The organism is Aquibaculum sediminis, from assembly GCF_040712085.1.
In the GTDB taxonomy this organism is placed as follows: domain Bacteria; phylum Pseudomonadota; class Alphaproteobacteria; order Kiloniellales; family DSM-21159; genus Aquibaculum; species Aquibaculum sediminis.
In genome coordinates, this window is sequence record NZ_JBFCVK010000011.1 from 30,507 (window position 1) to 53,090 (window position 22,584).

The window sequence follows — 22,584 nt, forward strand, 5'->3', positions numbered from 1 at the left end:
TTGGGCGAATCATGGCGCCACTCACTGCCGGACGCACCAACGTCGATAGCGCCGCGGTTACCATGAGCGATACACTCCAGCGAAGGAGTGCCGGAGAATTAAACCTGATGCATATGCCCCTGAAAGTCAGCCCAAAAGGTCCCCTGATCGCGATTGGGGGGGCTGAAGATAAGACGTCCGAATCGGAAATCCTGCGCAGCGTCCTCGTCCTCTCGGGAGAAACTGCCCCATCCGTCGGCGTCATAACCACAGCGAGCAGCATCCCCGAGGACGTGTTCGAAGGCTACCGGTCCGCATTCGAACGGCTTGGAGCGTCTAAGGTCCTCGACGTGCGGATCCGCGACCGGGCCGATGCGAATGATCCGAAATTCGTCGATATGATCGAGTGCTCGGATGTGATCTTCATTTCCGGTGGGGATCAAATGCGGCTGACATACATTTTCGGTGGATCGAGCGCTCTCGCCGCTATCCGCCACCGACATGCGGAAGGGATAACGGTTGCCGGCACGAGTGCCGGCGCAGCCTGCCAGTCAAGCACCATGGTCTATGGGGGGTCGGCGAACGATTCACTGCGCAAGGGGGCGGTCAAGATGAGCGCCGGCTTCGGGCTGGTGGAAGGTGTCATCATCGACACGCACTTCCTCGAACGCGGTCGGTTTTCGCGCCTCATGGAAGTCGGTGCAACCAACCCAGAATATCTTGGTGTCGGGCTTGGCGAGGATGCCGGCGTACTGTTTGAGGACGACCATATCCTGGCCTTCGGCCGCGGGCATGTCATTATAGTTGATAGTTCGGAAACGACGGGTTCGAATGTTTTTGAACTATCAGATGGAGAACCGGTTTCTGTCCACAATGTTAAGATGCATGCCCTTGTCAAGGGATACGGGTACAGATTAAGCGATCGAAAAGTCCTAAGCCCTGAGGACCTGAGAGGCGAGCGACTGGAGGTGCGGATTGAATATACTTGAGCATCGCGCATTGCGCGGACCAAATTTTTACAGTCGCTATCCGGCGATTTACATGCGTCTGGACATCGAAGCTCTCGAAGATCGGCCAAGCGACAAGGTCCCCGACATCGCCGAAAGGCTCGAGACCCTCATCCCCTCCATCTACGAGCATCGCTGTTCGGTCGGGGAGCCGGGCGGCTTCCTGCAACGGGTGCGCAACGGCACCTACGCTGGCCACATGGTCGAGCATGTGGCGATCGAGTTGCAGAACCTGATCGGCTTTTCGGTGGGATACGGCAAAACCGTCGACAGCTACGAGCCCGGAATCTACAACGTCGTCTATCGATATCGTGACGAGGCGACCGGAATCGCGGCGGGCAAGGCGGCCGTCGAGATCGTCAAGAAGCTCTACGACGGCGACGAGTTCCACTTGCAGCCGATCGTCGACCACCTCAAGGAGGTGCGCGATTCCAACGCGTTGGGCCCATCGACCGGCTCGATCGTCGCCGCGGCAAAGGCGCGGAAGATTCCCTACGCCAATCTCACCCAAGGCACGAGCTACACCCAGCTTGGGCACGGCGTGAAACAACGGCGCTTCCAGGCGACGGTCACTGACGCGTCCGGGATCATTGGCCACTCCCTCGCTGACGACAAGGAGTGGACCAAGCAGATCCTCGACGAAGCCGGTATACCGGTCCCACGGGGGCAGGTTTGCCACTCGTTCGAGGAAGCGCAGGCCGCAGCCGAATGGATTGGCTGGCCGGTCGTCACCAAGCCGCTTTCGGGCAACCATGGTCGCGGCGTTACCACCAGTATTGGCTCTATGGAGGATTTGAAGTCCGGTTACGACGCCGCTCTGGCCCGTGTCCGGGACGCCTCGCAAGCGGTAATGGTAGAAAGCTACATTGCGGGAGAGGATCACCGGATATTGGTGATCGGCGGCAAGCTTGTCGCCGCCGCCCGGCGCCGGCCGGCCCACGTCGAGGGCGACGGAAAGAGCACCATTAAGCAACTCGTGGACATCGAGAACTCGGACCCTCGTCGCGGCGTCGGCCACGAGAACCTGCTGACGCAGATCGAGATCGATGTGCAAACCCAACGGATGCTGGAACAGGCTGGCTCCACGCTAGAAACCGTGCTCCCCAAGGGCGAGGTCGCGCTGCTGAAATCCACCGCCAACATCTCGACCGGTGGCACTGCAACCGATCTGACCGACGAGGTGCACCCCGAGGTGCGCTTCGCAATGGAGCGGATCGGCCGCCTCATCGGCCTGGACATCATCGGCATCGACCTCTTGGCCGAGACCCTGTCGGTGCCGCTCGAGCAGCAATCTGCCGGCGTTGTCGAAGTCAACGCCGGGCCTGGCTTTCGCATGCACATGTCGCCGACCCATGGCACGCCGCGGCCGGTGGGTGAACATGTGGTCGACATGCTGTTTCCAGATCATGCCGACAATGGCCGCATCCCGATCACCGCAATCACCGGCACCAACGGCAAGACGACGACAACACGGCTGACGACACACATCCTGCGCCAAGCAGGGCATTCCGTTGGCATGGGGTGTACGGGCACGGTCGAGATTGACAACCATGTAATCCTGCGCGGTGACTATTCCGGACCGGCGGCGGCACAGGCCGTGCTGCGCGAACCGACCGTCGAGCATGCCGTGCTGGAAGTCGCGCGCGGCGGCATCATGCGCCGTGGGCTCGGCTTCGACGAATGCGACGTCGGGGTTCTGCTCAATATTGCCTCCGATCACCTTGGGGAAAGCGACATCCACACCCTCGAAGACTTGGCGCGTTGCAAGACAGTCGTGGTCGACGCGGTCAAGGACGAAGGCGGTTACTGCGTTCTGAACGCTGATGACCCCCTGGTGATGGAGCACGGCAGCTACTGGGCACGTGGCGAGATCATCTACTTCACCATGGATCCCCGACATCCTTCGCTCGTCGAGCACCTGAGCAACCTCGGCATGGTGGTAACCGTCAAGAACGGCCGCATCGTGCTCGTGCGTGGCAAGGTCACGGCGGAGATCGTGGAGGTCAATGACGTACCGATCGCGTTCGAGGGACATGCACCCTTCAATGTGCAGAACGCAATGGCTGCAGCCGCCGTCGCCATTGCTCATGGGCTCGAAATCGACGACATCCGCGCCGGGCTTCTCACCTTCCATCCCACGCCAGCTCAGATGCCGGGGCGCACGAACTACTTCGAGGCGGACGGCGTGAAATGCCTGATCGACTATGGTCATAACGTGCCAGCGCTGAAGGCGTTGGTGCCTCTGGTACGCGGTCTGTCCACGAAGCGCAAAATCGGTGTCGCCACTGCGCCCGGAAATCGCCGGGACGAGGACCTCTCGGCTCTCGGCGCACAACTTGCGAGCATGTGCGACACATTGTTCGTTTATGAGACCGACGCCCGTGGCCGTCCGCCGGGTGAGACGGCCAGCTTGATCCATAGCGGCGCCGCCGAAGCGGATGGCGCGTGCCAGGTCGAGACCATCATGAGTGAGCAGGAGGCGGTAGCCCGCGCCATTGCCCTGGCCGAGCCGGGGGATTTCCTCCTGCTGCTCGTTGACGACATCGAGGGGACAACAGACCGGCTCAAGGGACGCAGCTTTCCCACCAAGGCGGAGATCGCTCAACCTTGAGCGATCTCCGCCTTCACCAGATCGTGGCGGCGAGCGCATCACGCCGCCAAGCACACCTGCGTCAGAAAGCATAGGTATGGCCAGAAACGTCTTCGTCATCGGACTGAATGCAATGAACGCCGAGCGCCTCAAGCGCCTGAGGGGGATTGAGGATGTGGTGTTCCACCCGTTGCTGACGCCGGCACAAGTTTCCGATACCCAGCAGTTCGACATGCCGGCGCTGCTGGAGGAGGCAGCGGCGACGCTCGATGCGTTCGAGGGCTCGATCGACGCGATCGTCGGGTATATCGACTTTCCCGTCTCAACCATGCTGCCGCTACTGTGCAAGAAATATGGCACGCGCAACGCCTCGCTCGAGAGCCTCTTGAAGTGCGAGCATAAATACTGGTCACGCTCGATAATGCGTGAGGTGGTGCCCGAGCACACTCCCAAGTTCACGGCCTTCGACCCGTTCGACGATGATGCACTATCCAAGATCGGCGCGGCCGACTTGCGTTTTCCGTTCTTCGTCAAACCCATCAAATCGTCCGGATCGCGTCTGGGTTTTCGCATCGATAGTCCCGAAGATTTCGACTTTGCTACGGAGAAGTTGCGCGCAGAGATCCGCCTGATCAGCGAGCCTTTCGATCACGTGCTGTCGCAAGCCGACCTGCCGGACGAAATCAGGGCCATCCAGGGACACTACTGTATGGCCGAACAGGTCATCGGTGGCCGTCAGTGCACGGTGGAGGGCTACGTCAATGACGGAACGGTCGTCCCCTACGGCACAATCGATTCGATCCGGTATCCGCAGGTGCTGAGCTTTTTCTATTACCTCTACCCCTCGACCCTGCCCACCCAAATCCAGGAGACGATGTGGGACATAACTCGCAAGGTTATGGCGCAAATCGGCTACGACAACGCGGGCTTCAACATCGAGTTTTATTGGGACGAGGTGCAGAACAAGGTGTGGCTGCTGGAAATCAACACCCGCATCGCCCAATCGCACTGCGATCTGTTTGAGATGGTGGACGGCGTCAGTCACCAACAGGTGACAATAGATCTGGGACTGGGCCGCAAGCCTGACATGCCCACCGGAGACGGCCCGGACAAGGTTGCCGCCGAGTTCTTCTATCGGGTTTTTTTCCGCGATGCGACAGTTGCTCGCGCTCCGTCACGCGCCGAAGTTGAAGTCGCCGCCGAACAGGTGGAGGGCGCGCGGATCGTATCTTACGTGAAGCGCGGCATGAAACTGTCCGAGCTGCCTGAGCAGGACGCCTACAGCTATGCCGTCGCTTCGGTGTGGATGGGCGCCAACAAGCAGTCGAAGCTGCTGTGGAATTACGAGCAAGTGATGAAGCGGCTCAATTACGAGTTCGTCGACATCATCGAGTAGCACCTCTCCTCGATCGCTGGAATAACCGAGACCAACGGCGGCATAACACATTCAACGCGACGACCGATCGCACAGGAATCCTATGAAGATTGACTATTCGCTGCCGCGCCAGGTCCGCGAACTTGAGCACATTGAGGTCCCGATGCGGGACGGCACGCGTCTCGCGGCGCGGATCTGGATGCCGGAGGATGCGAATGCAGCGCCGGTGCCTGCTATTCTCGAATACATCCCCTACCGCAAGAACGACAAGACGCTTGAGCGTGACCAGGCTCGGGCGCCTTGGATGGCGGCGCGGGGCTATGCCTATGTCCGGCTGGACCTGCGTGGCACCGGCGAGTCCGAAGGCGTCATGGAAGACGAATATACGCCACTCGAACTGCAGGACGGATGTGAGGCCATCGCCTGGATCGCCGCGCAGGAATGGTGTGAGGGAGGCGTCGGAATTGTCGGAATTTCCTGGGGCGGGTTCAACGGCCTGCAGCTTGCCGCCATGCGCCCCCCTGCCCTCAAGGCAGTGGTTACCATCTGCTCGACCGATGATCGCTATGCCGACGACATCCACTACATGGGTGGCACGATGCTGGGCGATCAGCTCTCCTGGGCATCGGTGATGTTCGGAATCAACACGTTGCCACCCAACCCCGTGCATGTAGGCCAACGCTGGCGCGACATGTGGAAAGAACGCCTCGATGGATCGGGACTTTGGCTCAAGACTTGGCTCGAGCACCAGACACGGGACGCGTTCTGGAAGCATGGGTCGGTAGGGGAGGACTTCTCTGACATTCAAGTGCCCGTCTATGCAGTGAGCGGCTGGGCCGACGGTTATTGCCGATCCGTGTTTCGACTGGTCGAAAATCTCAAGTCACCAGTCAAGGGCCTAGTGGGTCCCTGGGCCCACAAGTATCCGCACCTTGGCGAACCGGGCCCGGCAATCGACTGGCTGACCGAAGAGACGCGATGGTGGGATCACTGGCTTAAGGGAGTCGAAACAGGAATCATGGAGGAGCCGGCGCTGCGGCTGTTCCTGCAGGACCATGCCGAACCGCGCAGCCACTATCAACGGCGGGCTGGTAACTGGATCACCGAACCCACATGGCCGTCGCCCGATATCATCCGTACCCCATTTGCGCTGGGCGCAGATGGCACGCTGGACGAAGTGGTAAAAGCGAACCACACCTTTTCAGCGTGTGAGGTTCGCTCCCCCCTGTGGGTGGGCGTTCAGGGCGGCAAATGGTGCTCCTACGCCCACCCAGGCGATCAGCCGGGGGATCAGCGCCGGGACGATGCCGGCAGCCTCATCTTCGAGACCGCTCCCTTGAAGTCAGACCTCGCCATGGTTGGCGACGCCGAGCTCTCTCTCACGGTCAGCGCAGACCGGCCGGTGGCGCAGGTGGCTGTGCGGCTGGTCGATGTTGCGCCGGGCGGTGCCGCTACACGCGTCAGCTATGGCCTTCTAAACCTCACACACAGGGACAGCCACGAACATCCGCAAGCGCTCGAGCCAGGCAAACCCTATACCGTATCGATTCCGTTCAAACATGTGGCGCAGACCTTTCGCGCTGGGCATCGAATCCGGCTGTCCATCTCGTCGAGTTACTTTCCTATCGCCTGGCCGGCACCGGAACCTGTCACGCTCTCCGTGCTGCCCGGCCAGTCCACCCTCACCCTGCCGCTTCATGCAACCATCCCTCCGGCAGCGCCGGAATTCGAATCGCCCCGTGCCAGCGAGCCCCTTAAAGTGACGTTTCACCACCCTCCCGAAAGCGAGTGGCAGGTGGTGGAGAACCGCGATACCGGCCGCGTAACCGTGGAGGTACGCGATCACGAGGGCGCCGCCTTTATCGACGAGCAAGGATTTTTCCATTCCGCAGAAGGTCGGGAGAGCTACTCGGTTCTCCCGGATGACCCAGCGTCTGCGTGGGGCGAGGTCATCTGGGAACACGAAATGCGATGCGACGGTTGGACCGTGAAGACGGTAACGGAAACGTGCCTCACATGCGATACCAACAATTTTTACGTGAAGGCTCGCCTTCGCGCTTGGGAAGGCGATACGCTCGTGAAGGAAGCGGACTGGGAGGTGTCCCAGCCCCGCTATCTGGTTTGACGCAAATGCCGTTCGGCGTGGCGGCTGGTGATCACGGTTGTCACTGTGCTAACGCTGCTAGCCTGCATTTCTCACCAGGGCCTCCTGTGGCCACTCGGGAGCTACTCTTCTTGAGGCCTTCAGCTGCGCGGCTGGGCGCTCAGCGGCACAGTCGGGCTTGGGCCAGGGCGAATTCCGTGGCGTAGGGGCAGGCGGAGGCCATCGCCACCCGGATGCGTCGAACGGTGTCCGTCACCAGATCTCCAATTCAGCTGCCCTTTGGGCGTCCGCCAGCGTGTGAGCAGTTTCGAGCCCAGCGTGCCACATGTGGCCTTCTCGATCTGGGTATGGGCCAGCGCAAGAGTCGGCGAAGTGCCTTGCCCGCTTGCCACGGCGCTCGGCCTCCTCCTCGGCCCAGGCCAAGAGGATATAAACCACCTCTACCAAGCGCGCGGTGAGCGCCACAAGGGCTCTCTCAGATGTGTTTGAACCAGGTCATGACCGGTTTCCATGCAGGCTGACCGGATCACCATTTGCGCCGGTCGAGCCGTGCCTTCTGCCAAGGAGGCCAGGTCCTGGAGTCCCGCAACGCCGCGCTTCACGCCGCTTCCGGTAGTGCAAAACGGCTGAACGCCTTCCTGAAAAGCGCCAAAAAGGTGCTCGTTCGCCAAGGGTGGAGATACGCCCCCGCAACCATTTTACCGAACAATCCAGAACATGACCCGCTCCGGCATCCACCCGAGCGGGTTGTTGCGCTGCGCCAAAGCACTCGCGAGAGCGAGCATCTCCTCACCACTCAAGCGCCCGCCCCTTGAGACGGGGAGGGCGGCTGGCTGCTTTCAGAAGGCCTTGAGGCGCGAGGTGGTTTCCGGGTCCATGAAGCCGGCGACTGTGGCGTCGGTTTCCAGTTGCAGTGCTCGATGCAGATCCGCGGCAGCCGTAGCGTTAAACGTTCGCTTCATGGTCCGCACGGCCATGGGAGGTAGATCGGCGAGCCGCTGCGCCACGGCATGGGCCTCGGCCAGCAGGCTATCAGGCGGGACCACGCGCCAGGCAACGCCGATTTCCGCCAGTTCTGCTGCCCCGTAGCGCTCGCCGAGAAGAAGCATTTCCCTGGCCTTGTTCAGGCCGACAAGTGCGGGCAGGAGCGCTGTCACCGCGCCGGTGACGAAGAGATTGAGCGAGACCTCGGGGAAAAAGGCGCGTGCGTCTTCCGACCATATGGGGAAATCGCAGTTTATGGCCCATTCGAAGCCACCGCCCACGGCCCAGCCGTTTATGGCGCCGACGACCGGCTTGGGCCCGAAAATGATTGCCCGGGTTGCCTGCTGGATGGCGTCCACCAGCTCGCGCGCGGCCTCTTCATTATCGGGATGCACATGCTCGTGCCTGTCATCCCCGGCGCAGAAGGCTCTGCCCTCGCCGGTGAAGACGATGGCCCTCGTCTGTGGGTCGGCGTTGGCGTCCTGGAACGCCTGGGCCACGTCCTCGATGAGCTGCCGGTTCATGGCGTTCAGGCGTTCGGGCCGGTTCAAGGTGATGCGGCGAACGGCGCCGGCTTCGAGCGTGCTCAGCACCGTGGCATAGCTGTAATCGGTCATGGGTGGCTCCGGATGACGTGCTTCGTCTTGCCTTCTGTGAGCGGAAGCGAGCCTGCGGCCAATAGCGTGACGCGCGAAGTGGCCCCAAGCTTCTGCTTGATTGCGGCTGCCACTCTTTCCGTCAGCTCCGCGGTGTCGGGCACGCCTGCAGCGCACTCCACGTGCAGCGGCAAGTGGTCGTAAGGGGGCGGGCCGTCGAGCATGATGCGATAGTTCCCGGACAGTTCCGGCATTTCGCTCAGTACGGCCGCGACCATCGAGGGAAAGAGATTGAGGCCTCGGACCGTCACCATGTCGTCGCTGCGACCGACCACCCGAAATCGGAAGCCGGTCCGTGCGCAGCGGCAGGGGTCCGTCTCGGTTACACGGATGATATCCCCGGTGCGAAAGCGCACCAGCGGCTGGCAGTCGCGGACCAGATGCGTGAGTACCAGTTCGCCTTTCTGCCCTGCCTGCACCGGCAGGGGCGACTGCGTGTCGGAGTCAACGAGTTCGGGCCAGAGGACGTCCGACGCCAGGAAATGCAGCGATAAGTCATGCTCGCACTGGGCCGCGAAGTTGGACAGGACGTCGGAAACGCCGTAGTTGGCGTTGCGGGGCGCCATGCCCCATGTCTCGGAAAGCCGAGCCCGCAGCGCCGGATCGTCCAGGCCGGGCTCTCCGCCGAACAGGCCCAGCTTCAGACCGAGATCGCGTGGCTGCAGCTTGGGGAAACGCTCCCGGATCACGCGCTCCAGGACGGCGGGATAGGAGGGCGTGCAGGATATTGCCGTAATCCCGACCTCTTGGATGGTTTGCACCAGGAGTTCGGTGTTGCCGACCCCGAAGGGGACCACAAGAGCGCCCGTTGCCTCCAGCGTGAGATGGTCGGTAACGCCGCCCATCCACATCCGGTAGTTCAGGCAATGGACCACAGTGTGCTGAGGTCCGAGACCCGCGGCGCGGTGGCTGCGCCCGCCGACGGCGGCCGTGATCTCGCAGTCCCGCCTGGACAGAGCGAGATTCATGGCCTGTCCCGTGGTGCCGGATGTGCGGTGGAGCCGCGTTGCCAGGTCCCTGGGCGCCGCCAGATAGTCGCCAAACGGCGGGCTGGCGGCCTGCGAGTCGCGCAACTGCGACTTATCGCTGAGCGGCAGCTCGGGCAGATCCCGAAGATCGCGGGGAGGGGGCTTGCCGCCCCACAGAGCCTGATAGAAGGACGAGTTCTGCGCGACGTGGTTGCGTTGCGCCCCCCAGGCCTCGTGCTGCTGCGCCCAAAGCGCGTCCGCACCGAGAAACTCCGCGCCCTTGATCACCGTGCCGCTCCTGCCCCTGTCACACGCAACTATGCCGCAAAGGCTGCCGCTGGCTTGCCCCGGTCGGCCATCCTTCAGGCCGTCCAGGAGCAAGGCTGGTCAGCACAGCCCAAGCTTGGTGAAGGCCTTTGCGAGCTTCTCCACCATTTCGTCGAATTCGGCCTGGGTTGCGATGTAGGGCGGGGAGAGCAGCACGTGATCGCCGTTGATTCCATCCACCGTACCGCTTGAGGGGTAGCAGATCAGTCCTTCTTCCAGGGCCGCGGCCCGAACCCGGTCCGCCATCTTCCGCTCGGGCGGGAAGGGCCGTTTGCTGTCGCGATCTTCCACCAGTTCGATCGCGACAAAGAGGCCGCGCCCGCGAATGTCGCCGGCGTGCGCTGTCTGGCCGAAACGCTTGCGCAAGGCGTCCATGAGATAGTCGCCGTCACGTCGGCACTTCTCGACAAGACCGTCGCGGCGGATCACCTGGAGCACCGCCAGGCCGGCGGCGCAGGCAAGCGTGTGTCCGGAATAGGTGTGGACGGACGCCACGGTGCCGTACTGGTCGGTGATCGCCTCGTAGACGCTCTGCCGGTAGACGCAGGCACCCAGCGGCATGTAGCCACCGCCCATGCCCTTCGCGATGGTCATGATGTCCGGCTGGCAATCGTCTTCCAGGGCCAAGGCGCGCCAGCTGCCGCAGCGGCCGATGCCGCACATGACCTCGTCGGCGATCATCAGCACACCGTAGCGATCGCAAATCTCCCGGACCTTCTGGGCATAGCCTGGCGGGCAGGGAACGGCGCCTCCGGCGGCGCCCACAACCGGCTCGAATATGAAGCCCGCGACCTTGCCCGGCCCGATCCGCAGGATCGCCTCTTCCAGTTCCCGCGCGAGGTGGTCCGTGAGGCCCTCCGGCGCGACGCCCAGAGGGGGACGATACTCGTTGGCCGGGGACACGAAGGTGACCGGCATGAGCACGTTCTCGTAAGGGCGTCTCCTGGCCAGATGGCCGGATATGGACAGCGAGCCAAGGGTGTAGCCGTGCCAGGACTGGCGGCGTGCGATGAAATGGGTGCGGCCTGGGTTGCCCTGCGCCGCATGATACTGAAGCGCAACCTTGATTGCGGTTTCCGTCGCTTCCGAGCCTCCGGACACGAAGCTGGTATACTTCAGCTCCGGTCCGGCCTCTTCGGCGATCATCTCGGCCAGTCCGTCGATCGCGTCACTGGTGAAGGTGGTCGAATAGCCGAACTGGATCCGGGACAGCTGCTCGCTGATTGCCGCATTCACCTCGGGGTGGGCATAGCCGAGCGAGAAGAGCGCCGGGCCGCCGGAACCGTCGAGATAACGCTTGCCCTGGTCGTCGAAGAGCTCGCAGCCCTGACCATGTGCGACCTTTGGCAAGCGCTGATCGCGCCGATGCTGATTGACCCACAGATGCATCTCACTCGCCTCCCCACTCAGTTGACAGTATTATTGCCGCAAGATAGCGTTCGGCATATGTGATCACATATGCCGAAGTGCCGCAAGCTCGGCAATGAAGGGGAACGTGTCGTGCAAAAGCGAAATGATACTCTCGATGATGCGCTCGCTATCGCCGAGCGCAACTATCGCGACCGCAACCCGAAAAGCGCAGCGCGCCATGAAGCGGCCTGCCGGCACCTGCCGGGCGGCAACACCCGCACGGTGCTGCACTACAGCCCCTTTCCGCTTGCCATCGTCAGCGCCGAGGGCGCCAAGCTTCACGATGCCGACGGTCATGTCTACACCGACTTCCTGAACGAATTCACGGCCGGACTGTTCGGGCACTCCAACGACACCATCCGCGCGGCGGTGACGGAGGCCTTGTCGAAGGGCTATGCCTTCGGTGGCCCCAACATGTATGAAAGCCGCCTTGCCGAACTCATGTGCGAGCGCTTTCCGTCATGCGAGCAGGTTCGCATGTGCAACTCCGGGACCGAGGCCAACATCAACGCCATCGGTCTGGCGCGTGCGGTCACCGGGAAGGAAGGCGTCCTGGTCTTCAAGGACGCCTATCATGGCGGCGTCCTGACCTTCGACGGCGATCGACCCAGCCCGCTCAACGTTCCCTATCGCTGGCACTTTGCCGACTATAATCAGGTCGAGGAAACCGCCCGCATCATCGACGAGGCCAAGTCCGAACTCGCCTGCGTCATCGTCGAGCCCATGATGGGCTCCGGCGGCGCCATCCCGGGCTCGGTCGAGTTCCTCTCCATGCTCCGCGACAAGACCCGCGAGCACGGAATCGTCCTCATCTTCGACGAGGTCATGACCTCGCGCTTGAGCCCGCAGGGCCGCCAGGGCCAGCTTGGAATCATTCCCGACATGACGACCTTCGGGAAGTACATCGGCGGGGGCATGACATTCGGAGCTTTCGGTGGCGCGGCGAAGTTGATGTCGTACTTCGATCCAAGCCAGCCGAATGCCCTGCTGCACTCGGGAACCTACAACAACAATGTGATGTCGATGGCCGCCGGCGTGGCCGCTCTCGAGCAGGTGCTGACCCCGGAAGTGGTCACGCAGCTCAATCAGTCCGGTGAGCAGCTCCGCGATCGCCTGAACAAGCTCGCCGAGGCGCGCGATGTGCCGGTGCGGGTGACCGGGGTGGGCAGCATCCTCTGCATTCACCTCCACGACCGCCCCATCACCTCTCCGGCGGTTGCCAAGCAAAGCGACCCGCGGGCGCGGGCGCTCTTCCACCTGGAGATGCTCGAGCGCGGCTTCTACCTGGCCCGTCGGGGCTTCATGAGCCTGTCCCTGCCTTTGACCGCGCAGGACCACGACGCCTTTGCCGAAGCCTTCGATGACGTCATCATCACAATGAAGCCGCACCTGGCAGGCTAGGAGCGTGCCGGAGCAGCAGGCCGCAGCTCTGAGGCCAAGGTTTCCATGAACAGACCGGAGCACCAGGGATTTCGCCGCATCGCCCGAGAAACGATGAACGACCGGGTGTACGAAGAGATTCGCCGGGTCGTCATGGGGGGGCAGCTTCAGCCGGGATCCTCGGTCACCATACGAGGGCTGGCCGAGAAGCTGGGCACCAGCACCATGCCGGTGCGCGATGCCCTTCGCCGCCTGCTCGTTGAGCGCATTCTGGAAGTGGATGGGCAGCGCCGCTTCCGCCTGAGATCGCTGAGCAGGGACGAATTCGAGGAGATTTTGGCGCTGCGCTTGCAGCTTGAGGGCGATCTGGCGGAGTTGGCGGCGCTGGTGATCACTGAAACGGATTTGGCGACGCTGCGCGAGATCCAGTCGCAGATCGAAGCCAACCTGTCACGGGACGAGAATTTCCTGCGCTCCAACCAGGAGTTCCATTTCCACCTCTACGCCTGTGCACAGCGGCCGATCACCATCGAGATCATCGAATCCCTCTGGCTTCAGGTTGGCCCCTTGCTCAACTACTACAGACAGCGGCATGGCGGCGACGTCGCGATCCAGCATCACCGAAACATCATTCTGGCGCTGCAGGAGCGTAACCCCATTGCCGTGCGCACCGCAGTACAGGCGGACCTGCGCGACGCTGCTGCGGTGATACTCGAGGAAATGCGGGCGTAGAGCCGACCGGCTCTATCTCTTTAATGTAGAACGGATTCGCGCATTCAATCTGAACCCTGGGTGATTCAGATTAACGCGATCCGGTCTACGGCACTCCGCTCAGGCCTCCTGCGCGTCGATGAACCAGGTGTCTTCGGGGTTCCATTGCAGTGTCACCTTGTCCCCGATGCTGAAGCGGGGCTCTGGCGGCAGCACCGCCACCATCTCCTGGCCGATTGCGGTGTCGAGCACGTACTTGACCGTCTGTCCGAGGTAGATGGTGTCGCGCACGGTCGCCCGGGGACCCTCGACGTCCTGAGCATTCAACTGCAGCTTTTCGGGGCGGATGATCATGCAGTGCTCGCGCGCCGAGGAAGGCGGCTGGCCGCAGGCAACGGAGCCCCCTTCGCGCAGGTGCATCGACCAGGCGCCGTTCGCGCCCTGCACGCTGCCGGACAGGAAATTTGCGGTGCCCAGGAAGTCCGCCACGAAGCGGTTGGTCGGGCGCATATAGACCTCTTCCGGGGTGCCGAGCTGCTGCACCCGCCCCTCGTTCAGCACCATGATGCGGTCGGAAAGGGAAAGCGCCTCCTCCTGGTCATGGGTGACCAGCACCGTCGTGATGCCCAGCTTGCGCTGCAGGGCGCGCAGCTCAACCTGAACCTCCTCGCGCAGCTTGCGATCGAGCGCGCCGAGTGGTTCGTCCAGAAGCAAAATCTCGGGTTCGAACACGAAGGCACGCGCCAGGGCCACCCGCTGCTGTTGGCCGCCGGAAAGCTGCGAGGGCTTGCGCTCTGCGAGGTGGTCCAGCCTGACCGTTTGCAGCGCGGCGCTCACCGCGGCTTCGATATCTTTGCTGGCATAGCGCCTCACCCTCAAGGGGAAGGCGATGTTGTTGAAGACGGTCATGTGGGGGAAGAGCGCGTAACTCTGGAAGACCAGGCCCACATTTCTCTGGCCGGTGGGAAGCTGTGTGACATCCCTGCCGCCAATGTGTATCCGCCCGGCGCTCGGCTGGGTCAGCCCGGCAACCAGATTGAGCAGTGTCGTCTTTCCGGAGCCGCTGGGCCCCAGAATGGTAACGAGCTCCCCTTGCTTTACATGCAGGCTGGCCTTGTCCACGGCATAGAAACTGCCATAGGCTTTCGAAATCTCAGCAAGGGAAATATCGCTCAAATTAACCTCCTCCCAAGGTCAGATGCACCATCGTCCCGAGCATTTCTGGCCGCAATCCGAGAATATCAAGACAAAGGTGCAGGACTTCCTGGAAATGCAACCCTATTGCCAGATTGTCAGCCTGAAATACCTCCGGGTGCCGAGGCTTTGCGATACCTCTGTATTTGCCACTCGGCGGGACTCCTTGCAACGACAGCTTCTTGTCTTCTGTGATCACATATGCCAGACTCCTCTGTCAAGGCTGCAAGGCTGTCATGCAGCCGGTAACAAGCAATCAGGAGCAGGAGGTTGGAAATGAAAAGGCGTGTCGCGGGGACTCTCGGCAGTCTCCTTGGTGTTCTCGCGCTGAGCGCGACCACGGCTTTGGCGCAGCCGAGCGAATTTCGCATGATCGAAGCTGGCGGGCCGTCGGGTGAATCGATCGAGGTTGGCTACATCCAGCCGTTTACCGAGCAGACCGGCATTACCGTCGTCCGGGAGAACCCCGCCGGCCTGGGCAAAGTCCGCGCCATGGTCGAGTCCGGGAACATCATGGCGCCCATCACCGAACTGAGCAGCGGTGAGCTCGAGCAGGCCAAGGCCCTCGATCTGTTGGAACCCCTGGACTGGGACAAGATCGATCCCGAGCCGATTTTCGAGGAAGCGAAGGACGAGTACGGTCTGGGCTGGCAGTTCTATTCCACAATCATGGCATGGCGCGAAGGCGAGAAGCCGCTGACCAGCTGGGCAGACCTTTGGGACGTCGAGAACTTCCCAGGCGCCCGGACCTTCCCGGACTATCCGAACTACATTCTGCCGATGGCATTGATCGCCGATGGCGTGTCCGTCGACGAACTCTACCCGCTGGACCTGGACCGTGCTTTCGCAAAGCTGGACGAGATCAAGGATCACGTGGCGGTCTGGTGGGATGCCGGCGCACAGCCGCCGCAGCTCCTTCAGGACAACGAGGTTCAGTACGCCGTTGCCTGGTCCGGGCGTGTCACCGACGTCGAAGGGGTCGAGTACACCTTCGAGGAAGGGCAGCTCGACCTGACCTACTTCGCGATCCCCAAGGGCACGTCTGACGAGGTCAAGGACGCGGTCTATAAGCTGATGCACGTCATGACGGTCGCCGAGAATCAGGCCGCGGCCGCCGAGGTCGTCTCCTACACCGGGCCCAGCGAAGGCCTGGATCCTCTGCTGCCGCAGGATCGTCTGGACAAGTTCCCGACCGTTCAGCAGAACCGCGACGTGCAGTTCCTGATCGATGCGCAGTGGTGGTACGACAACGCGGAAGAAGTCGAGCTGCGTTGGCAGGAATTCAAACTCGGCCTGTAAGGGCTGGTGCTGCGACCGAGCAAGAATGACGGAGGCGGCTGCCAGGGCCGCCTCCGTCTCTTGTCCACGAGGGGCGTGCCGGGATGAAGTGGGGCGGTGATGAGCGTTGAGTCCGAGACCAGAGGAGTGTCACAGCCAGAGCGTGCCTCCTGGCTAGCGCGCCTCCGGCCCGGCCAGGGTGTGGCTCAGGCGCTGCCTGCCCTGATCGTGATCATCCTGCTGTTCAACATCCCGATTGCGATCATGCTGGGGTGGTCCTTCTATCCGCTGGACACACCTCTGGCGAACTACGAACAGGTTTTCTCCCGAAGCGTCTATATCAAGGTGATCGGCAACACCTTCTATATTGCCGCCTTGACGACACTGTTCTGCTGCCTGCTTGGCTATCCCTTGTGCTACTGGATGTGGAAGCTCTCCCCGCGCTGGCGCTTGATCATTGCCGCGACGGTGGTGTTGACCTTCTGGGTGTCCATCCTTGTGCGCACCTATGCCTGGATCGTCATTCTCGGCAACGACGGCATCGTCAACCGCCTGTTGATCTCTTGGGGACTGGTGGAGTCCTCGGTGTCGTTTCTCTACAATCAGACCGGCGTCATCATCGGCACCACCAACGTTCTCCTGCCTTTTCTGGTGCTGCCGCTCTTTGCATCGATGATGCGGCTCGACAGGCGTCTTCTGCTGGCGGCCGAATCGATGGGCGCGTCGAAGCGGATGATATTTTGGCGCATCTTCTTCCCGCTGACCGTTCCCTCCCTCGCATCCGGTGCGATTCTGATCTTCATTCTCACGCTGGGTTTCTTCATCACGCCGGCGATTCTGGGCGGCGGCCGTGTGCCGATGATCGCCAACATGATGGACGTGCTGATCAACCGTCTGCCGCGCTGGGAAATGGCGGCTGCGATCTCCGCCGTGCTGCTGGCCATAACGATGGTCTTCTTTGCGGTGTACCAGTGGCTGAACAGTCGGCAACAGACATGAAGAAGGGGACAGGGGCTTGAGCATGGCAGGCATCACGGGATCTCGAGAGAAGGGCAGCGGCTCGGAAGCCTTGCCGGATCGATTGGGCCGCTGGACGGTCACGGTCGTGGCCGCAGCAGTGCTGCTGTTTCTGACGCTGCCGATCCTGATCGTGGTGCCCATGTCCTTCTCCAGCGCCGAAGCGCTGACCTTCCCGCCGCCCGGATTGTCGTTGCGCTGGTACGAGTCCTTCTTCGGTGACGCGCGCTGGCTGCAGGCCGCGCGCACCTCGATCATCGTGGCACTGGCATCCAGTACGCTGGCCGCCGTGCTTGGCAGTGCGGCTGCCTATGGTCTGGTGAGGGGCAACTGGTTGGGGCGCAAGGCGGTCGAGGCGAACTTCCTCCTGCCCCTCATCGTGCCGCAGGTGATCACCGCCCTGGCGCTCTACATCTACTTTGCCCGCCTGGGAATTCTGGGCACGCTGCCAGGGCTGATCATGGGGCACACGGTGCTCGGCCTGCCTTACGTCGTGCTGATCATGTCGGTCGCCATACGCTCCTTCGACGTGCGCATCGAGCAGGTGGCCCTGTCACTGGGCTCCTCCTGGCAGCGCATGTTCGTCACCGTGGTGCTGCCCAATCTGGCGCCCAGCTTGGCCGCGGCCTGGCTGTTTGCCTTCGTGATCAGCTTCGATGAGGTGATCATTACCTTCTTTCTGGCCGGCGCGAACGAGACCATTCCCAAGCGCATGTTCAATGAGCTGATGCTGCAGGTGAATCCCACCATCACGGCAATCGCGACGCTGCTGATCGCGGTCAGCATCATCACAATCTCGTCGCTGGCGATCCTGGCGAGGCGGAGCGGTCTGCTCAAATAGCGCCGCCGCTGGCGGTCGTTCCGCTGGCCGGGCGGGCATCGGGGCGCGGAGGGTCAGCCCGTCACCTTTGGAGGGGTGCGGACTGACCTGTGGGACGCGATGACGTTTATTCGCGGCCTTCGATCGCCACGCTGTGCAGGGTCCATTCGCCACCTGCATTGATCAGCGAGAAGCCGTCGAATCCCCCGGAGAAGGCCGTGTCCTGGGCCTGCAGCACCACGTTGCCGTTCACCGCGACCGTCATAGCGCCGTCCTCCTGGCGTTCCCAATCCAGCGATACCGTCTGATCGTTGGCCAGCGACAGAGATGTGCTGTCCAGCACCACCTGGTCGTCGCTTGTCATGCGCAAGAGCGCCAAGGATTCGGCATTGTCGTCGAGATAGGCCAGGCGGTAGCCATGGCCGAGGTGGCTGTCGCGATAGGGGCCGATGTTGACCTGGCTGCCGGCGAGGTCGCGTCCCGATAGTTCCGTGGTGATCCGGAAGCTTTCGGGAATAGCCACGGCGGTGTGGGCGGTCGCCACCCCGCCCTGGGACGGCAGGCGGATGCCCAGTTCCCGTTCCAGAACCGAGCCCAGCAACTCCAGGCCGACGCCTTCCACAGTATCCCTACGCGGCGGGTCCATGCGGCTGGTCAATCCGCCGTTGCGTACGGAGAATTCGCCCGTCGCGATACGCCACCTGGGGTTCGAAGTGTAATCGCCGTCTTCGAAATTGTCGGACAGCAGGGTGACGAACTCACTGTCGTCGCGCTCGTCGAGCTCGGCGGCATCTTCATCCTCGGCGGCATCGCCTTGCAGACGGCTGAGAAGCTCGGCCGAAACACGGCCTGTCGGGTCCATCCCGGCGTCGGACTGATAGGTCCGGATCGCCGTTCGGGTTGCCGGACCAATGACACCATCGGCCGGGCCGGCATCGTATCCACGGTCATTCAGACCCTGCTGGATGGCGGCAATGTCGTTGCTCGTCAGATTGTCGCGGTCGCTGCGGTTGCTGTTCGCGCGCAGATCCTCAAGCAGTTCCGCTGTGGCTCGGCCCGTCACGAGGTAGCCTCGATCGCGCTCATAGGCCCGGATCGCCTCACGCGTCGCATCGTTCATTTCGCCGGAAACGGTCGGAATGCGATAATCGCGCTGGCGCAATTCGGATTGAATTGCCGCGATCATGTCGGCCTGGTCGTCGGTGGCCTCGTCGGTTTCCTGGGCGCGGGTGTCCGCTTCGGGCTCCTCGGCGCGGCCGAAACGCTGCTCGACGCTTTCGTCTATGTGATTCAGCAGGGACTGCGAGGGCTCGCCCGTCACGAGCAGGCCTTCATCATTCTGATAGGCCTCGATTGCCCTGCGCGTCTGTGATCCCATCATGCCGTCTTCCGGGCCGGCCTGGTACCCGAGGCGGTTGAGCCGGGCCTGGATCTCCAAGACACTGCGCGATTGCGCGAGCTGTATGAGGTCTGCCCGACCTGAAGTGGATTGGGCGCCTACGGAGCTGCGATCCGGAGCTGCCCAGGCGTGTGTGTCGGCTCCCTCGACAGTTGCAAAAGCCACACCCGGCATTGCCGTGGTAGCCAAAAGAACGGCGACGAGTGCTGTTGAATGTCGCTTGGGGATCATGGTCAGATACCTCCTGATTATCGCAACTCTATCGATTAGAGATGACCATTATCTGATCATGTTCAATGAGAAGCGCGAAACTGAGCCGCGAAGCGATTACAATTAAATGCGTAAATGCGGTCTGTGCCAGTTGCCTTACAAGGGGTATTGCATGGCCTCACTGTGACTTTGTGGGTTCTATTTCAATCTGACCATCGTCAAGCGCCGCTGAGGGAGTGCAGCCTGTTCCGGCGCCTGCCTTTCGGGGGCGATGGTGGCGCCGGCTGAGTGAACTGGCGAACGCTTGTCGCCAGTCAAAGTGGTCTCTAAGCTGCGCGAAGGTGTTGGCTCAACGTCCGGAAAGAAGAATGACCAGTCTCAAAGCCCTGGCTTCAGTCGGTATGATTGGCCTGCTTGTCGGCGGCCTGCCGAAAACCTCCTCAGCCCAAGATGATCTTGCCGAGCTGCTCACACCCTTGCGCGAAGCGCAGGGTTTGCCGGCGCTTGCTGCGGCGGTCAGCCGGGAAGGGGATATTGTCGCCGTGGGAGCGGTCGGCACTCGGGTGCAGGGGATGGACCTGCCCGTTACCGTTGATGACCGCTTCCACATCGGCTCCGATACCAAGGCCATGACCGCCACCATTGTGGGCAGCCTGGTGGAGCAGGGTGCTCTGCGGTGGGACAGCCAGGTGGGCGAGGTGCTCGGCAATCGTATTGAGGGCATGAACCCGGCGCTGGCCGAGGTGACGCTCACGCAGTTGCTGTCGCATTCGAGCGGCATTCCAAGCGACACAGAGGAATTCCTTGAACACTACTTCTCTCCGGAAGCGGCGGAGCTGAACCTCGTCGAGGCGCGACTGTGGGCGATCGACCAGATCAAGGGGGAGGCCCCGGTTGTGCCGGATGGTCCTTCGCCCTTCCAGTATGCCAATTTTGGCTACCTGATCACCGGTGCGATGGCCGAAGCGGCGGCCGGGCGCCCCTGGGAAGCGCTGATCCACGAAATGATCTTCGACCCGCTGGGCATGGAGAGCGCCGGGCTGGGGCCGCAGGCCACACGCGGACTCTACGACGCGCCAGTCGGTCATTTGGCACAAGATGACGGTGGGCTGACTCCCATGCTCTGGGGGCCTGCGGCCGATGTGCCGGCTCTGCTTGCGCCGGCGGGGGCGGCGCACATGTCCGTGCTGGACTTCGTGCGCTGGGGCGCCTGGAACGCCGCGGCGGGAGACCCCGACCCTGCCATCGTCACGCGCGAGACCCTGGCCCACCTGCATCGCGCCGAGGTGCGCACACCTGTTCGTGAGAACCCACCGCCGGGCACGCCCGATCAGGGCGAGTATGCAATGGGGTGGGGTGTTGTTACGCCCCCCTGGGCGGATGGACCGAAACTTATGCACAACGGCTCAAACGGCATGAATCTGGCCAAGATCCTGGTCGACCGTGAACACGAACTGGCCATCGCCGTCGTCACCAATGCGCCGGGGCACGCCGCGGACGAGGCTGCCGCGCAGGCCATGGAGCAACTCTTTGCGCGCTATGGCCAGTGAGCGTGGTGCGCTGGACGCGAGCAGCGTCTTGGCTGTGCCGGAAGGTGGGTCACGGTGCAAGTCGAGGCGCTTATGATCAGGAGGATGGGTGCGTGAGCCTAAAAGTAGCTGCCGGGGCAGCGCTGTTGCTGCTGGCATCTTTGAACATCCCGGGCGCTGCGGCGCAGGAGGAGACCGGACCGCAGCCGGTCGCTCAGGCGGTCGATGTTGCAGCGCTGATTGAAACGGTGATCGATGTCGAGCGACCACCCACCGTGCAACTGGCAATCTCCGATGAGCTCGGCACCTCGGTCATCAGCCTCGTGCGGCCGGAGCAACCCAACGCCGAGGATGAGGGCGCGCGGGAACTGCGCTTCGCCTACCGCAGCATCACCAAGTCCTTTGTCGGCACTGTGGTGCTGCAGTTGGTGCAGGAAGGCGTTCTGGATCTCGATGCGCCGCTGGGCAGCTACCTGGACGGCATTACGGGAGGCGATGAGGTCACTCTGCGTCAGCTCGGGGCGATGCGCTCGGGTCTGCCGGATTATTCCGACAACCCTGCGCTGGTCGATGCATTGCTCGCGGCGCCAGAACGTGAGCCCGAGCGAAGCGAGCTGCTGGACCTGGCGTTCGCGCAGGAGACCAGCTTTGAGCCTGGCAGTGCTTTCCAGTACTCGAACACCAACACGCTGCTGCTGGGGGCGGTCATCGAGCAAGTGACGGGCGAGCCCTGGTCGGCTGTCGTGCGGCAGCGGATTCTCGAACCCCTGGGCCTGACGTCAGTGCACTATGGCTTCAGCGAGGAAGAGCCTGTGGCCGGCGCGTTCCAACTGGAAGAGGGCGGCGTGGTGGAGCCGCTCCCGGCCGTGGCGCCCGGCTGGTTCGGTGCGTCGGGCGCCTTCACCGGCACGCTCAGCGACCTCGTTGCCTGGGGGCAGGCGCTGGGGTCGGGCAGTCTGCTGGACGATGACATTCAGGCGCAGCGGCTCGCCGCTTTCGGGCCGACCGACGACGACCGGAGCAGCCCGTACTATGACCGCTACGGCTTCGCCATGGGTGAGATTGGCGGCTGGATCGGCCACACCGGGGCCGGGCTGGGTTATCAGTCCCTGGTGATGTACGACCCCGGGACCGAGCGGGTGGTGGCAATCCTCATGAACGGCACCGGTGAGAACCAGAACCTGCCGGCCGACATCTTCCAGGCGCTGCTGCCGAGCCTGAACGCGCAGTGAGCGCGGCGGCCCCACTGATCCAGCGGGGCCGCGCTTGTCGTCAGGCTAGCGGCTTATAGGCGATGGCCTCGATCTCGACCCGGATGTCGATCATCAGTCGGGACTCGGCCGTGGTGCGTGCGGGGGGATCCTGCGGGAAGAAGGGAGCATAGGCCGCATTGAAGTCGGCGAAATCCTCGGCGTGCTTCAGCCAGACGGTGGTCTTGACCACGTCCGACAGGCTGCAGCCAGCCAAGGCCAGGGCGGCCTCGATGTTCTTCATCACCTGTTCGGTTTCGGCCTTGATCCCGCCCGGAACGATGGAACCGCTCTGATCCACCGGCACCTGGCCGGAGATGAAGACGAAATCGCCGGCCCGCACGGCGGGGGAAAGTGGCACCTTGGCGTTGCCGAAGCATTGCTTGGTCATGGCGG

17 protein-coding genes and 1 pseudogene are annotated in these 22,584 nt (G+C 62.6%); 11 read left to right on the top strand and 7 right to left on the bottom strand.

Features of this window, described 5'->3' with window-relative positions:
* Positions 1-11 precede the first annotated feature (11 nt).
* The 4 genes from ABZ720_RS15825 (at position 12) to ABZ720_RS15840 (ending at position 7,076) form a co-directional block, all read left to right on the top strand.
* Entirely contained in the window at positions 12-968 is a 957-nt protein-coding gene (locus ABZ720_RS15825; RefSeq protein WP_366556495.1) for a cyanophycinase, read from the top strand.
* A gap of 10 nt (positions 969-978) precedes the next feature.
* Complete coding sequence (gene cphA / locus ABZ720_RS15830) at positions 979-3,597, top strand: cyanophycin synthetase (RefSeq protein ID WP_366556587.1); 2,619 nt, start codon at positions 979-981, stop codon at positions 3,595-3,597.
* 76 nt (positions 3,598-3,673) lie between these two features.
* The gene (locus ABZ720_RS15835; protein WP_366556496.1) at positions 3,674-4,972 is read left to right on the top strand and encodes an ATP-grasp domain-containing protein; all 1,299 of its coding nucleotides are present in this window, start codon (positions 3,674-3,676) and stop codon (positions 4,970-4,972) included.
* An 82-nt stretch (positions 4,973-5,054) separates the two neighbouring features.
* Positions 5,055-7,076, top strand: a complete 2,022-nt coding sequence (locus ABZ720_RS15840) for a CocE/NonD family hydrolase (protein ID WP_366556497.1) — start codon at positions 5,055-5,057, stop codon at positions 7,074-7,076.
* 139 nt (positions 7,077-7,215) lie between these two features.
* Here the strand turns inward: ABZ720_RS15840 and ABZ720_RS15845 are convergent.
* The 4 genes and pseudogenes from ABZ720_RS15845 to ABZ720_RS15860 form a co-directional block, all read right to left on the bottom strand.
* Positions 7,216-7,417 (bottom strand): annotated as a pseudogene (locus ABZ720_RS15845) (hypothetical protein); the annotation flags it as partial.
* Between the two features lie 477 nt (positions 7,418-7,894).
* Entirely contained in the window at positions 7,895-8,656 is a 762-nt protein-coding gene (locus tag ABZ720_RS15850) for an enoyl-CoA hydratase/isomerase family protein (protein WP_366556498.1), read from the bottom strand.
* Positions 8,653-9,951: a phenylacetate--CoA ligase family protein gene (locus ABZ720_RS15855; RefSeq protein ID WP_366556499.1), complete on the bottom strand. Its 1,299-nt coding sequence runs from the start codon at positions 9,949-9,951 to the stop codon at positions 8,653-8,655. Before ABZ720_RS15855 ends, ABZ720_RS15850 begins: the two co-directional genes overlap by 4 nt.
* Before the next feature lie 99 nt (positions 9,952-10,050).
* Positions 10,051-11,379: an aspartate aminotransferase family protein gene (locus tag ABZ720_RS15860; RefSeq protein ID WP_366556500.1), complete on the bottom strand. Its 1,329-nt coding sequence runs from the start codon at positions 11,377-11,379 to the stop codon at positions 10,051-10,053.
* Positions 11,380-11,490: 111 nt separating this feature from the next.
* Here ABZ720_RS15860 and ABZ720_RS15865 point away from each other — a divergent pair, with 111 nt between their 5' ends.
* Positions 11,491-12,801: an aspartate aminotransferase family protein gene (locus ABZ720_RS15865; RefSeq protein WP_366556501.1), complete on the top strand. Its 1,311-nt coding sequence runs from the start codon at positions 11,491-11,493 to the stop codon at positions 12,799-12,801.
* 45 nt (positions 12,802-12,846) lie between these two features.
* The gene (locus tag ABZ720_RS15870) at positions 12,847-13,512 is read left to right on the top strand and encodes a GntR family transcriptional regulator (RefSeq protein WP_366556502.1); all 666 of its coding nucleotides are present in this window, start codon (positions 12,847-12,849) and stop codon (positions 13,510-13,512) included.
* A gap of 99 nt (positions 13,513-13,611) precedes the next feature.
* Here ABZ720_RS15870 and ABZ720_RS15875 read toward each other — a convergent pair whose 3' ends face one another.
* A complete protein-coding gene (locus ABZ720_RS15875; protein WP_366556503.1) occupies positions 13,612-14,667 on the bottom strand; it encodes an ABC transporter ATP-binding protein in 1,056 nt (351 codons plus the stop codon).
* Positions 14,668-14,961: 294 nt separating this feature from the next.
* On the opposite strand from ABZ720_RS15875, the gene ABZ720_RS15880 reads away from it, so the two are divergent.
* From ABZ720_RS15880 to ABZ720_RS15890, 3 genes are all read left to right on the top strand, one after another.
* Positions 14,962-15,984, top strand: a complete 1,023-nt coding sequence (locus ABZ720_RS15880; protein ID WP_366556504.1) for an ABC transporter substrate-binding protein — start codon at positions 14,962-14,964, stop codon at positions 15,982-15,984.
* 99 nt (positions 15,985-16,083) lie between these two features.
* Positions 16,084-16,962, top strand: a complete 879-nt coding sequence (locus tag ABZ720_RS15885; protein ID WP_366556505.1) for an ABC transporter permease — start codon at positions 16,084-16,086, stop codon at positions 16,960-16,962.
* Between the two features lie 22 nt (positions 16,963-16,984).
* Positions 16,985-17,821: an ABC transporter permease gene (locus tag ABZ720_RS15890; RefSeq protein WP_366556506.1), complete on the top strand. Its 837-nt coding sequence runs from the start codon at positions 16,985-16,987 to the stop codon at positions 17,819-17,821.
* A 106-nt stretch (positions 17,822-17,927) separates the two neighbouring features.
* On the opposite strand, the gene ABZ720_RS15895 is transcribed toward ABZ720_RS15890, so the two are convergent.
* Complete coding sequence (locus ABZ720_RS15895; protein ID WP_366556507.1) at positions 17,928-19,430, bottom strand: peptidoglycan-binding domain-containing protein; 1,503 nt, start codon at positions 19,428-19,430, stop codon at positions 17,928-17,930.
* 347 nt (positions 19,431-19,777) lie between these two features.
* Between ABZ720_RS15895 and ABZ720_RS15900 the strand changes: the two genes are divergently transcribed.
* Together ABZ720_RS15900 and ABZ720_RS15905 are read left to right on the top strand one after the other, a co-directional pair.
* Positions 19,778-20,959, top strand: coding sequence for a serine hydrolase domain-containing protein (locus ABZ720_RS15900; protein WP_366556508.1), 1,182 nt, complete (start codon positions 19,778-19,780; stop codon positions 20,957-20,959).
* Between the two features lie 92 nt (positions 20,960-21,051).
* The gene (locus ABZ720_RS15905) at positions 21,052-22,170 is read left to right on the top strand and encodes a serine hydrolase domain-containing protein (RefSeq protein WP_366556509.1); all 1,119 of its coding nucleotides are present in this window, start codon (positions 21,052-21,054) and stop codon (positions 22,168-22,170) included.
* Between the two features lie 40 nt (positions 22,171-22,210).
* Here the strand turns inward: ABZ720_RS15905 and ABZ720_RS15910 are convergent, their stop codons facing one another.
* Positions 22,211-22,579, bottom strand: a complete 369-nt coding sequence (locus ABZ720_RS15910) for a RidA family protein (RefSeq protein WP_366556510.1) — start codon at positions 22,577-22,579, stop codon at positions 22,211-22,213.
* Positions 22,580-22,584: the final 5 nt, after the last annotated feature.